Here is a 12356-nt window from a genome sequence, read left to right as displayed (position 1 = left end):
TGCAAAACCGTTGACAGCAGTTCGAATCTGCTTGGGACCTCTCGATGCTCCTATCTTCTAATGGTTAGGAAACTAGATTCTCAGTCTAGGAATCGGGGTTCGATTCCCCGTGGGAGTACAAACAACCATTGAAACCCCTCTAAACAGAGGGGTTTTCTTTTTTACGGGACCAAAAGCGGGACTATTCTTTGACTATACCACCTGCTGCATATCCCTTACCGCATTGCTCACCGTCCGCGTATCGACCCCGAAGCGGCAAGCCGTCAGAGCAACCGGGTTGCGTGTTTCGATGCAGGTTTGGTAATAATCGAACATGTCCATGTTCCGAAGCACTACCGGAGAGACGATACCCGCCTTCACGAGCCGCCTTATATCATACGTCCTCAACAATTCTATCTTCTTCATCGTTCTATCGGTTTGCCAACGTTTCGAGCACGGATACGCGGTTGTTTACGGTCGTTATCTCCTGCACCGAAACGACCGGGTTCGGAAGATTGCGCATCGCCTGTGCGAGTGATTCGGCCATATAGTCAGAGCCCATTGCTTGGGAAGCGGCACCCTCCATTTGAATGGGCACACCGCCCCCGGCTTGGTTGATGCTCGAGAGCAGGGGCGCGAACATCGCGGTGCTCCGGGCATTGATGACGCTCTCGCCGTTCGAGAGGCGGGCCGATATACTGTCGCTCGTGCCCGTCCCGGCACCCTCCACCAAACCGCCCGTTGCGAATTGCGGGGTCTGCACTTTACCCTGTTGGCTCAACGTCTTCTTGGCTTGGATGATGCCCGCCGTCACGGCTGCTATGCCGGAAGCAATCGCGGCGAGGTTCAGCGGGAAAGGTTGTTCCATAGCCCCCGCCACGGCACCCGCGATACCCTTTGCCGTATCGATGCCGATTTGCACCAAGGCGACGGCCTTCAAGAAAGCCTGCATTTCCTCGCTGTCGCCCGCCATCTCGTTGAACAGGTCAAGCATAGAGTTTGCCATATTCTTCAAGGAATCTTTTAACACCTTGGCATTATTCTCGGCGGTTTCCCTTGCTATTTCCTCGCTTTTATCTCTGAGCTTGTCGGTCTGCTTTATCTGGTCGCGAACCGCTTGTTGGTAGGCCTCCTCGCTATCGAACATCGCCGCCTTGTTCTCCTCTGTAATCTCGAGAAGGCGGTTCAGTTTATCCTGCTCGATCTGCAGTTGCAGGTCGGCTTTCGCCTGCTCGTTTTCCTCAACCCCTTCAAGCTCCTGCGCGTATTTCTCCGCTATCCCGTCGAAATATTCCTGCAACTTCTCGGCCTGGGCTTCCTTGCGGGCTTCCTCGGCCTCGGCTTCAAGATCGGCTTTGCGCTGCGCAAACTGCTGTTCCACGAGTTCGACGGCCACGCCCGTTTCCTCGGCGGCCTGTATCGCCGCCTGACGTTCCATATCGAGTTGCTGTAACTTGATTTCAAGCTCCTTGTCCGCGTTTCCGCGTGCGAGTTCGAGCATTATTTCAAGTTCCTTTGCCTTCTGTTCCGTGGCCTTATCCAAGGCCTCCGCGCTGTATTTCTCCCGTATCGCCTGCAAGTCGCGGTTGTACTTCTCCTCGAGCAGGGCGCGGATTTCTTTTTTCTGCGCCTCCGTGCCTTGAATGTTCGCCAATTCATCTTGGTATTGCTTTTCCCGCAAGGCGATTTCCTTGTCTTGCCCTTCTGCCATAAGTTCAAGCGTAAGGTCGCGTATCTTCTTGCGTCCGTCCTCTACAGTCTTCTGGTAGTCCTGTTCCCGTTTGAGGCGTTCATCATCGGCGGCTTTCTGCTCGGCGGCAATCTGTGTGATAGCCGTCTGCCTCTGCTTTTCGAGCGCCCGTATCTGGTCGTTCATGCGGGTGCGCTGGTTGATTACTTCGGCCTCAAGGCGTATCAGTTCCTCGTTCGCATCCTTGCTGTTCTTGCTGTACGAGGCCTCCACTTGCGCTATACGCAGTTTCTCTTCGGCGAGGCGTATGTTCTCATCGGCCTGCTTCTTCTCCGCGTCCGCGGCCTCGTTTATCATCTTGATGCGTTCCTCGGCGCTGTACTTGTCCTTCTGCGCAATTTTCGCGCGGAGCTCCGAAACCTTTTCGGCGGTCTTGGCCTGCTCGAGCTGATTGTTACGTTCTGCGTCCTGCAAGGCCTGCTTGTCCTTTTCAAGTTGTATGGCGGCCTCGGTGGCTTCGTTCGCTTGCGCGATATACTTACCGACAAAAGGCAGTTTCTCGAGCGCCTTCGATACGCCGCCGGCCATCTTGGAGAGCCACCCCATGACGGCAATCAATCCGTCCGCGACACCCTGCAAGACTGCCTTGAAAGCCTCCATCGCTCGGGTGAGGGGAGCCATCAAAACCTGCAACTTTCGGCTCTGCTCCTCGTTTCCCTTGATAGCCTTTGTGAGAGCGGTTATCACACCCACAATCGCGGCGAGGGTGAGCACGATAGGATTTGCCAAGAGCGCCTTGAAAGCGCTCCCGACTGCCTTGATGCCCTGCACAAGGACGGTACCGAACGACTGCCCCGTGGTCTTGGCTTGGTTCTGCATCGCGGTGAGCTGTCCGAGGAAGCCTTTGTTCGCCCCGATAGCGGAATTGATAGCCCCCTCGTAGTTGCCCACGTTCCGACCGAACACACCTATCGACTGCTCGGCCTTTCCTATATCATCGTTGAGCTCCTTGATTTGCTTCTGCAACGCCACCCCGCCGTCGGCGCTCTCCCGCTCGGCCTTGCTCATCGCGTAGTATTCGGCCTTCATCATCGATAGCTGGGCACGCATAGCCTGTACGCTATCCGTGTTCTCCTTCTGGAACTTGATGTTGTTCTGTATCGCGCGGGATTGGTTCGTCATCTCCTTGTTGGCCGCCTTGATAGCCTCGTTGTTCGCGGTTATCGTGACTGTGTTATCCTTGATTTTGTTCGAATACTCCTTGTATTCGTCCGTGTTCGACTTGCCTTGCTTGGCGAGGTCGTTCATAGACTTCTGCAAGGTCTTGTTCTCTGCTTCCAACCCCTTGTTGCTGTTACGCAGTTGGTCGACAAGAACCCTCTGCTCGGCAAGCCTCTTGATTGCCTCGCTGTTCTCGGCCTTTACCCGCAATACGATGTCTTCTTCGGTTGCCATATTATATCTTATTTTTATTTATCTTTGTCGCGGCCCTCTAACGGAGGACCATAAGGCCCTCTAACGGAGGACCATAAGGCCCTCTAACGGAGGGCCATAATTTTTTTACGACGGTCGGCTGTAAAACCGTACCTTCGTGCAATACGTAGCATCACCTATCTTTCTTATGCTCGCTTTCAGAGTTGCGAAATCGTAAATCGTGTTTATAATATTCCTCAGTTCGAAAGTGAAATACTGTATGCCGGAGGTGTCCAGCGTGCGGCTCATCCCGAACGTGCGGCGGGTGCTGCATGTTCGGGATTTGGTTTTCCTCCTCCCTCTGAAATACGGATATATTTTGTCCGTATCGCCTATGAACCTTTTATAAATGAACTCGAATAACGGCGTATTCTCAGGTATCGCAGGTATCTGCGAAGTCGCCGGATTGATGAATTTGTGACTTTTCCACGTGTACCTCCCTGCGGTCACGAGGATGCGCTCGCCAGTGTTGTTGATGACGGCCTTCGCGACCCTCACCTTAACCACGCCCTGGTCGCATAGCATGGGGGAAGAAGAAGAAGAAGAAGAAGATTGGGATTTGAAATTCGGCCTGGTCGTTGTCCAAAGATAGAATTCGTCACCGACATTCGCGGGATATTTCCCGTCTACCGACAGCAACTTCACAACCGCGCATTTATCCAAATCATGGAAATCTTCATCCGCAGGGCCAAGAGTATTAATAACCATTTGCAGAGGTATGGGCCTATCTCCCTCAACGGGTACGAGGTCTTTCGGCGTTATCTGCGCAAAGTTGTTGTTCGCATCGGCTCCGAGGAGCGATTCTATTTTATTCACAAAAGGGACGTTCTTGAGTTGTATTTTCTTTGCCATATCGGTAAATATTTATTGTTCTACAATATAATTGCCTTGGCTGTCCACCAAGTAGGTATCGGTCGCATCGACCAGCATACCGTCGTCCTCGATGGGCTTCGGTGTTCCCTGCGAGGTGGAGGGTAGGACGATGCCCACCAATTCGGCCACGCCCGCGCCCTTATAGGTTATCTTCTGCGCGAACACGTACACGGATATTTGTTTGAGATATACGGGTCGCCGGAAATCGAAATCGAACAGTTCGCCCGGGTCGATGTTGAGCGTCACCGTGACGGTCTTCTGCGTTGATACTATATTTATGAAATCCTGCCAATATTTGTCGATGATGTGCTGGAATGTGCCGTAACTCGCTTCCTCTTTATAAATGGTGTATTCGGCTCCGTTCCCGTCCTCAATCTTGTAGGAGTTTGCCGAGCCTCTGCGGTTTCGCCTATAATAAAGGAGGTTCGGCCTTTCCTGAAGTTTGGCCTTGTAGGTCTGTGTCTTGTCGTCGTAAGTGACCTCCGTCTGGGGGAAATACGCCATCTCTCCATCGTTGAAGGGTGTCGTGGTGTCGTAGCTCGTTATCTGGTCGAGTTTCGTGTATTCTCCGCCATTTCCTCTCCCTGCTATGGTGGTGAAGGTGCCGTTGGCCCGCTTTCCCGTGAAATCCTCGTAATCCGCGAAATTGGCCTCATTGCGTAGTCCGACCTTCGAGTTGCCGAATTCTATTTTGTTGAGGCTGACGAAGTAGGGCGAGAAGTCGTAGGCGTTGGGCTTGTTCTCGAGCACGGTCGAGAGGTCGAAGTAATAGGGCTGTCCTTTGTATAGGATAACCATGAGCGGGAATAGGCGCATGAAGTCCTGCACGATGTCGTGGGCGGTCGAGTAGCCGAGCATCTGTACCGCCTTCGGGGGGCGCAGCTTCAATACTGGATTGTCGGGGGTTTCTATATTGCTGTCAACATTTGTTGTGTTTCCGATTACGAAAAGTCCAACCATTACACTGAATTCGACAAATATTTTTCCTGCAGAACCAACACTATTAGGCATTGCATACACGCAGTATTTGACGTTTTTTTTAAGGTTTACTAAATCGCCGCCGTTCACACTCTCGAAGACATTGTTTTGATAATCGCTATCAGTGCTCAACCTACAGATTGCCAAAGCCTCTATCTTATTCGTAGGAGATGCGGCGTTTTCGGGGTAATAACTATCCTCGCTTCCATTGATATACATCGGCATATATTCCCCTGTGTATCTATCCACGAATGGTTCGTGATAGCCTTGCTTGATACCAATGATTGATATATCGGCATCGGTGTCGGAGATGAAAAAACATACAGTGCCTCGATTAGTACTACCTCCATATTCTGATACTGAATAATATTCAATATAATTATCAATGATATGTATCGTGTATTCTCCATCTTGAGATACCGTGATTTCGTCTATCTTTATACAGGGTGATTTGTCTTTATCGTAAGGAATCGCCCCGCTTGCATAATAACCTCCCGCTGATAATGTTATATTTCTCGTTTCCTTTTGTACATATTTCAATTCCGATATATCTAAACCTTTTGCCTGCAACGAATTTGCCTGCAACATCGCGTAACAGAGGTAACTATACACGTTGGACGGCATATTGTCCTGCCCGATGCCCACCGTATTGAGAATTGACAAATATGAGAACAGGGGGCGCGTCATCGCGGGCCGGAACTTCTCCGTGCCTTTGTCGAGGTAGAACGTAGAATAGAGGCTCGGCGTCATGCTTGTCTCCACCTGGGGATAAGGAACGCTATTATCCCATGCGAACGTGTCCCCGCCGAGGTCGGCCACACTCTTATCCTTGAGGCTCTGCACGTAGTCGCCGTTGCCCCACGTCAGACAAATCTCGTACCCGTCCGCTATCGCCACGAGAAACGCCGTGCCGTCGAAAATCATCAACCGCCCCCGCTCGTAGTAGCGGCAATCCTTGAACGTTTCGAATTCCCGCCCGCCGATGACGGTCAATATCTTGCTGTAACGGAACACCGCATCGTTGGTAGGCGTGAACGGAAGCCGTATCGTCGTGCTCCCGCTGCCGTAAATCTTCAACTCCCCCGGTTCGGCACACTGCCATTTGAGGTTGAACGATACGCTGTCGGGAAGGTCAACCCGTTGGTTGCTTATATATAACGCTCTGTTGTTCATTAAAATCCCTCCGTGTTTTCGTCGAAGTCTATCGTTATCTCATGCAAGGCGTCGTTGGTTTCCGTTACGGTGCTGTCTGAAGGATAGACGGGCACCCATTCATTCGCCTCGGCATCGTAGCGATCCACCATGGGAGAAACCAAAATCGCCTGCAATTCCCGCAGTTCATCGCTTGTGAGTTTGTCCTTGCCCGCCTTGAACGAGGGGGTGATTTCCTGCCCCGTCATCACGCGGTCGGGGTATACCGTGTAGAGGGTTTCGCTGTCGGGGTTGCCGTCTAATGCGTATTGCTTCTGCACGTATGTGTTCTTGTTCTTCTTGCTCCGCTGTGGGCATTGCAGGAGGGCATACGATATACCGCCCCATTGGTTGCAGAAGCGGATATATACCATTGTGCCGTCCTTCAACGCCTCGGTCGGGAAACAACCGTCCGTGACGGTGAGGTCGAAAAGAAACCTCTGTGGCCGTTCTCCGATGAACACCTGGTAATCCCCTTCGGGAAGTTGTATTTCGGTATAACGCTCCATAAACGGGACATCCCAATTGTATGCACTATTGATTACGTAATCGAAAACCCCGAACTCCTTGCCCGCTTTATTCTTGATGTAAATGCTATTATCCTCTTCCTCTTGAGCAAATAAGGAAAATAGCATCTGCGGAGCATCGCGGTTGTAGGTTACCTTCCTTGACGGAAGGAGGGCTACGGCATTCTGTTCAAGTATGGTCTTTACAAGGCTTCTTTCGGCGCGGGCCCACAGAACGTAATGCTCAAGGGTATAGGTGTTGTCGAGTTTGGTTGTAAGGGTCAATCCGTACGGACTGAACGTATATCCTTTTATGTTCTCCCTCCTGAACTGTCGCCTTATTAGGTCACGCACGAGGGGCGCCATATCGTAAACCACATTTCCGTCCGTGTCGGCCTGAAGTTCTATCTGTACCGCCTCCCCTGTACGGTTGACGGAAACGGTGAGTGTAATCCCCGTACCGGCCTCCATCGTCGCCCGCAACACCATAGGCGAGAGGGCGAACGTATTGTTCACGAGTTCAAAGTTCGGTTGAGCCATATCCTATATATCTTTTAATCTTCGTAAATCCTTGACGATTTCGGCGACGTAGGCCGCCTTTACATCGGCTTTCACGCCCTCCACGGCCTCCCGTATCGGTTCGGTGTAGATGTCTTCCCTGCCGCCCTGCCGATAAAGGCTCGTGCCCTGCGTGCGTATCTTGTACGCTATCGCACCCGCGGCGGCGTTCACACCCCTCTGCTCGGGCGTGTATTTCGGCTGCCACTTCGCCGAGGGACGGCGCACGTAGGGGATTGGTGTCGTCCGTACCCCCTTCTCCCTTATCCATTCCTTCATCATATCGACAAATCCGCGCGGTACCCTGCCGCCGCGCCGCCCGGTCTGCAATACCGAGAACGCCTGCCGCCCGTAGATCGTTCCCGTGTCTGCCGACACCTCCACCCTGATGCTCGCCTGCGTGCGGCCACTCGCCCGCGTGCCGGTGGCGGTGATATTCTCCCGTATGCGGTTCGCGCACGCATCGAGGCGCCGCTGCACTATCAACACGAAATCTACAAGCATTGCCAATCCTCCGCTATTACCGATACCTCCATGTCGAATTTGAGACAAAGGGCCAAATCCTCAATATCTCTCCGATACCACATGTAATTTGTCGGCACGTTGAACTGAATTCTTCCGTCCTTGCGGAGCGTCCGCAGAAAGCCCTGCACGAGTTTCAATAGGCGGTTTTCCAAAGCCTCCTCGTCCGGGCCGGGTAAATCGGAAACCTTGATGCACGCAAGGAACGATTCGGAACGGGCGTAGCGGTCGTTGACGTTGGTACGCTTCAAGGTGTCGTTGGTGCGCAGAAGACGGAACAGACACGGGTAGTTGAGTTTCTTGCCGGTCCTTTGCATATGGTCGGGTTCGTTGTAGTAGAAGCTCCCGCTTCCCTCCTGCTCCTGCCAAGCCTTCTCGTATATCGGGTTGAGTTCGGTTATCATATTCTATTCTTGTTTTTGATTTTACGGTTTTCCTCGGCGGCCTTCAATTCAATCTCGCGGCGGCGCACACGCTCCCGGTCGTGGTCTATCTTGAGGATTGCGCAGAGGGTTTCATCGCGCAGTTCCTCCACTTCCCCGTATTTGAGGCGGTTGCGGGTGGCCACGTAGTCGATGACACCGAACAGGCCGAAGTTCAGTTTGTCATACCCCGCCTTTTTCTGTAAATCTGTCAGAGGGGTCTGCAATTTCCGGTCGCGTTCCTCGCGTGCCTGCAAGTCCTCGCTCATGTAGCGGGTGAGGCGGGTCACCTTGCCGAACGTGCCGAGCAGGAGATACCAGGCCGGAATGCGGTAGAACGCACGTAGGGCTTTCGCGGTGTCGCCCGCCTTGATAGCCTGTATCGCCGTGAAGCGCTGTCCGACCGTGAGGGGCGCACGCCCGTATATATAGGTGCCGTCCTCCTTGACGGGCGGGCGGTAGATGCGCTTGAAAAGCAGCCGGCGCGGCATCGGGTCGCAGGTCTTCGCGATGAACGCCGACACGTCGAACCGCTTGCCGATCCAAGCCGAAACGAAATAAGGCAGTCGCTCGATGCGGAGGGCCGCCCATATATACAACCTCTCTCTCATACCGGATAATCGTTTACGACCGTCGTCACACGGTCATTCTGCACTCTCTTGAAATCAAAGTATTTGCGCATGATAAAGGCGTCGGAGTAGTCGGGGCTTCGCCCGATGTCGCGCTTGATGTCCTCCTTGCTCTTTGCCTTCATCTTTCCGTCCTTGTCCGGGGCGGCGTTCTGTAACTGCTCCAATTCCGTCCGTATCGTTTCGGTCTGCTTGGACGTGAGGGCGCAGTCAATCGAATAGATGTTGTCGTTCACATCCGAAGCGGTCTTGTAGATACATTGTGTCTTGAGGTTTACGAAGTTCTCGCCGTTGAACACCTTTCCGCCGTTTTGGAAGCCTTGAATGCGGCAAATATCGACCACCCCGCCGCCCACGCCGTCCTCGTCGGCCACGGCCCGGTAGTACGGTATTCGGTACTGCTGCATCAGGGCGAGGATACGCCCGGCCAACACATCTATACGACTGAGAGGCATCTCCTCGATATGGATAACCGTATGCCCGCGCCAAATCATGATGACGGCCCGGTCGCTTCCGAGGCGGGCCACGTCCGCGGTCAAGTAGTGGTGTCCGCTCCGGTCTGCGATGGGATTGTTGAAAAGGGCATCGAGGGCGAGGCGGTCTATAAGGGCATTCGGGTTGTTGTCGTAGTCCCAGATACCACGCAGAAGGCGGTCTTTCGCCACCTTGTCGGTCAGCTTCTCGAGGTTGTCCTTATAGACGGATTCGATGAAGGGGTTGTCGTCCACAAGGGATAGGATAACCCGTATATCGGAGGGCAAAGCGCCCTCAACGTGCGGTTTGTAATAGCGGTTGTAAAGCCAGTTCTTCTTGGGGTTGGCAGTGATGAAAATCACCGGCGCGATGCCGTATCGGTCGTTGCCGTTACGCCCGACCCGGGAGCGAAGCACCTCAAACGCCTTTTCCTGTATTTCTCCGGCCTCCTCGATCCAGCCGGCGGTGTATTCCTTCGAGCCAAGACGCTCATAGAGCGGGTCGCCGGGCTTATAGCCGACCTCGAGAAAATCTATCGTGCTTCCGTTCCTGAACTGAAAATAATGGTACGAGCCGTTATAGGTGTAATCCTCGCCCTCTCTGAGCCCGTATCGGTTGAACACCTTGATGAACGTAACGAACGTGGACTTACGAAGGTCGGTGAGGTGGTTTCGGCCGACGAAGTAACTCGTGCCGGGATAGGCAAGCGCGGAAAAGGTTTCCCATGCCGCACCCGTCCACGACTTGGCACCGCCTGCACCGCCGCCGTACATGAGTTCACGGGTATCGGGGTCGGTCAACGCACAAAGAGCCTCGTGCTGCTTGGCGTGACGCTTCCGCCCCGGCTTCGTGATGAAGTCGAATATCCCCCTGCGGAACATCTCCACCCGTATGCGTGTCAGTTCGTTCATTCGTCTTTTTTCTTCATCTTGTCCAACAATCGGTAAAACTGAACCAGTTCTGCATCGGTCAATTGCGAGGTGTCCATATCGGCCGCCTCTCCCCCTTTGTCCCTCGGTATGCGGTAGAATAAATGGTCCACCAGTTCGCGGAGGGTGAACGTAACCCCCTTGCCGGTGTCCTTATGCAAGGCTCTTGCGATATTCACCACCCAAACGGGTGTGGTTTCGTCCTCTATCACTTTCTCCAAATCGGCCTTGTTAGCCTGCATCACGTACGCCACCACTTCCCGGAAATCGTCTATGCCTATGTTGTAGCCCTTCTTGGCGATAGTATACAGCTTGGGCTTCCGGCCCGCATTCGCGGGCTGTCTCGTGCTCGAGAAGCGTGTTTTTTCTCCTGCCTGCGCTATTTTCCTATTCGCCATTTTCAAACCGATTTCAAACCGATTTCGTACCTACATATTCAAAAGAGACTGTTATCCTATTTGCGGAGGTAGACCCTTTTATGTGTTTATTTTGTATTCTACCACTACCACTACCACTACTTTTTCTCCCTATATGTGTAGTTCTCCATTTTTTGCTTCTTGCCCTCGAGAAAATCAAACCTGGATTTGATGTCGTCGAAATAAAACATTTTTCGTTGTCGATAAATTTCTGAGCAATTGCATCTGTGAATGCAGAGCCAATACCAATTCCTTGAAAATCGGGCAATACAACTGTGCGATGTTCTTTCCATGTATTTTTCTTAAAAGGGTGTGGAAATGGAAGTGTCGCACAAAAACCACAAAGAGAATCGTTGCAGAATGCAATAAACACTTTCGCGGCATTATTGAACGAGTGGCTCAAATAATGATACTTCCGGAATATGTTCCAATAATACTGCTTTTTGTCAGTTTTGTATATGTCGATTTGCAATTTTGGTCTATTTTTTTTTTGCGCCTCGAAATCGAGACGTTCAAATTTCATCTTGTTCGTGTCAAATACCCAATCTGGCATCAACCAGTCTACTACATCTTCGTGACAAGTAACAGCTATGAATTGGCTTCCGTTTCTTCTGATGGCTTTCTGTATCGCAAGCGATGATACTTGCGCGACCGTTCGATCGACAACTGAGGTAAATTCGTCGAAAACAAATAAACCATTCTTGTTTTCGAGAATTGCGCGTGCGATATCGCACCGCATCTTCTCGCCGTTGGAAAGAACGTGATATGGTTTCAACCAAGAGGGGGGGGTAGAGAAACCGACCGAGGTGAGTGTCTTTGCGATTTCATTCACCTCGCAGTCGGAAGGCATATCGTCAAGGATATTATCGTGCGTATAATCGTAACCCGAAACAATGTTATTGCCAAACAACTCTCTTGCAATTGTTGTCTTGCCCGTTCCCGAGTGCCCGACAATACAACCGATATTCCATTTGTCGGGTAAGTCGATAGATCCTTGAAAGTGCTCGACCGCCTCCGCTTGTTGAAGGTCGTATTTACCGATAATGGATTTGACGCGAAACGTCTCTTTCGGTGTCGATTTCCTTACAATGTCAAAAGACGGCATTTCAACCCCCTTTCTTCTAACTCGTTAAACAATTCTTGCTGGATTTCTTCGTTTCCGCAGTCAATTTCAATCTTGAAACATTCCTTGATGTCGTTTGACAAATCCTCACACGCTTTCGGTTTTTTCTTGTCACCGTTTTCCTCTTCGGGCTGCCACACATCCAGCCCCCATTCCTCGAGGTCTTCGCTGTTCCATTCATTCGCGAGCTTGTCCCAATCCCATTCGCCGAAAGGAACATTATCCTCGATGATGAAGCGCTGCTTTTCCTCGTCAGTCAAATCGGAAGCCTTTAGGACGGGCACTGTTGGCTTGTCAAAGAAACGTTGCCAGTGCGCCTCCTTTACCTTGTCGCCTTGTATGCGCTTCTTAATTTCCTCAAACTGCATCTGCGATATATGGACGAGTGCCCGGTAACGCATATTACCTCCCAATATCGTAAGCGAATCATCGACCACGATAGGGCGTATCGCCAGCATGGTAGGGAAGGAAATCAACGAATTCACAAGACGGGCGAACTTGTCTTTCGTGATTGTGCGCGGGTTCGCCTCATTCTCCTTGATTTTCGATAGGGGTAAAAACTCGAGTTTCATCTACTTTCGATTTATCCCGCA

12 protein-coding genes and 1 tRNA gene are annotated in these 12356 nt (G+C 52.0%); 1 reads left to right on the top strand and 12 read right to left on the bottom strand.

Features of this window, described 5'->3' with window-relative positions:
* Window positions 1-46 precede the first annotated feature (46 nt).
* Window positions 47-118, top strand: a tRNA-Glu gene (locus tag HDT28_05040).
* A gap of 74 nt (window positions 119-192) precedes the next feature.
* On the opposite strand, the gene HDT28_05035 is transcribed toward HDT28_05040, so the two are convergent.
* The 12 genes from HDT28_05035 to HDT28_04980 all read right to left on the bottom strand — a co-directional run bounded on the left by HDT28_05035 (window position 193) and on the right by HDT28_04980 (window position 12335).
* Entirely contained in the window at window positions 193-405 is a 213-nt protein-coding gene (locus HDT28_05035) for a hypothetical protein (GenBank protein MBD5131940.1), read from the bottom strand.
* A 4-nt stretch (window positions 406-409) separates the two neighbouring features.
* Window positions 410-3124 (bottom strand): hypothetical protein, encoded by a 2715-nt coding sequence (locus tag HDT28_05030; GenBank protein ID MBD5131939.1) that lies wholly within the window; start codon window positions 3122-3124, stop codon window positions 410-412.
* Between the two features lie 105 nt (window positions 3125-3229).
* Complete coding sequence (locus HDT28_05025; protein ID MBD5131938.1) at window positions 3230-3994, bottom strand: hypothetical protein; 765 nt, start codon at window positions 3992-3994, stop codon at window positions 3230-3232.
* A gap of 12 nt (window positions 3995-4006) precedes the next feature.
* Window positions 4007-6166 (bottom strand): hypothetical protein, encoded by a 2160-nt coding sequence (locus tag HDT28_05020; protein MBD5131937.1) that lies wholly within the window; start codon window positions 6164-6166, stop codon window positions 4007-4009.
* Window positions 6166-7068 carry a hypothetical protein gene (locus tag HDT28_05015; GenBank protein MBD5131936.1) on the bottom strand — a complete coding sequence of 301 codons (903 nt, stop codon included), beginning with the start codon at window positions 7066-7068 and terminating at the stop codon, window positions 6166-6168. The genes HDT28_05020 and HDT28_05015 overlap by 1 nt, the downstream gene beginning before the upstream one ends.
* 165 nt (window positions 7069-7233) lie before the next feature.
* Window positions 7234-7752, bottom strand: a complete 519-nt coding sequence (locus HDT28_05010; GenBank protein ID MBD5131935.1) for a hypothetical protein — start codon at window positions 7750-7752, stop codon at window positions 7234-7236.
* Complete coding sequence (locus tag HDT28_05005; protein MBD5131934.1) at window positions 7743-8174, bottom strand: hypothetical protein; 432 nt, start codon at window positions 8172-8174, stop codon at window positions 7743-7745. Before HDT28_05005 ends, HDT28_05010 begins: the two co-directional genes overlap by 10 nt.
* Complete coding sequence (locus HDT28_05000; protein MBD5131933.1) at window positions 8171-8803, bottom strand: hypothetical protein; 633 nt, start codon at window positions 8801-8803, stop codon at window positions 8171-8173. Before HDT28_05000 ends, HDT28_05005 begins: the two co-directional genes overlap by 4 nt.
* Window positions 8800-10206, bottom strand: coding sequence for a phage portal protein (locus HDT28_04995; GenBank protein ID MBD5131932.1), 1407 nt, complete (start codon window positions 10204-10206; stop codon window positions 8800-8802). Before HDT28_04995 ends, HDT28_05000 begins: the two co-directional genes overlap by 4 nt.
* Window positions 10203-10622 carry a hypothetical protein gene (locus tag HDT28_04990; GenBank protein MBD5131931.1) on the bottom strand — a complete coding sequence of 140 codons (420 nt, stop codon included), beginning with the start codon at window positions 10620-10622 and terminating at the stop codon, window positions 10203-10205. The genes HDT28_04995 and HDT28_04990 overlap by 4 nt, the downstream gene beginning before the upstream one ends.
* A gap of 13 nt (window positions 10623-10635) precedes the next feature.
* Window positions 10636-11745 (bottom strand): GNAT family N-acetyltransferase, encoded by a 1110-nt coding sequence (locus HDT28_04985; GenBank protein ID MBD5131930.1) that lies wholly within the window; start codon window positions 11743-11745, stop codon window positions 10636-10638.
* Complete coding sequence (locus HDT28_04980) at window positions 11724-12335, bottom strand: hypothetical protein (protein ID MBD5131929.1); 612 nt, start codon at window positions 12333-12335, stop codon at window positions 11724-11726. The genes HDT28_04985 and HDT28_04980 overlap by 22 nt, the downstream gene beginning before the upstream one ends.
* Between the last annotated feature and the right edge of the window lie 21 nt (window positions 12336-12356).

Source organism: Clostridiales bacterium (assembly GCA_014799665.1).
Taxonomy (GTDB): domain Bacteria; phylum Bacillota; class Clostridia; order Christensenellales; family Pumilibacteraceae; genus Anaerocaecibacter.
Note: the sequence above shows the minus strand (reverse complement) of the source record. Positions and strands in the feature narration are given on the sequence as shown.

Bases quoted from the DNA above. Each gene is read 5' to 3' on its own strand.
- HDT28_05035 (MBD5131940.1), bottom strand. From the start codon at position 405: ATGAAGAAGATAGAATTGTTGAGGACGTATGATATAAGGCGGCTCGTG.
- HDT28_05030 (MBD5131939.1), bottom strand. From the start codon at position 3,124: ATGGCAACCGAAGAAGACATCGTATTGCGGGTAAAGGCCGAGAACAGC.
- HDT28_05025 (MBD5131938.1), bottom strand. From the start codon at position 3,994: ATGGCAAAGAAAATACAACTCAAGAACGTCCCTTTTGTGAATAAAATA.
- HDT28_05020 (MBD5131937.1), bottom strand. From the start codon at position 6,166: ATGAACAACAGAGCGTTATATATAAGCAACCAACGGGTTGACCTTCCC.
- HDT28_05010 (MBD5131935.1), bottom strand. From the start codon at position 7,752: ATGCTTGTAGATTTCGTGTTGATAGTGCAGCGGCGCCTCGATGCGTGC.
- HDT28_05005 (MBD5131934.1), bottom strand. From the start codon at position 8,174: ATGATAACCGAACTCAACCCGATATACGAGAAGGCTTGGCAGGAGCAG.
- HDT28_05000 (MBD5131933.1), bottom strand. From the start codon at position 8,803: ATGAGAGAGAGGTTGTATATATGGGCGGCCCTCCGCATCGAGCGACTG.
- HDT28_04995 (MBD5131932.1), bottom strand. From the start codon at position 10,206: ATGAACGAACTGACACGCATACGGGTGGAGATGTTCCGCAGGGGGATA.
- HDT28_04990 (MBD5131931.1), bottom strand. From the start codon at position 10,622: ATGGCGAATAGGAAAATAGCGCAGGCAGGAGAAAAAACACGCTTCTCG.
- HDT28_04985 (MBD5131930.1), bottom strand. From the start codon at position 11,745: ATGCCGTCTTTTGACATTGTAAGGAAATCGACACCGAAAGAGACGTTT.
- HDT28_04980 (MBD5131929.1), bottom strand. From the start codon at position 12,335: ATGAAACTCGAGTTTTTACCCCTATCGAAAATCAAGGAGAATGAGGCG.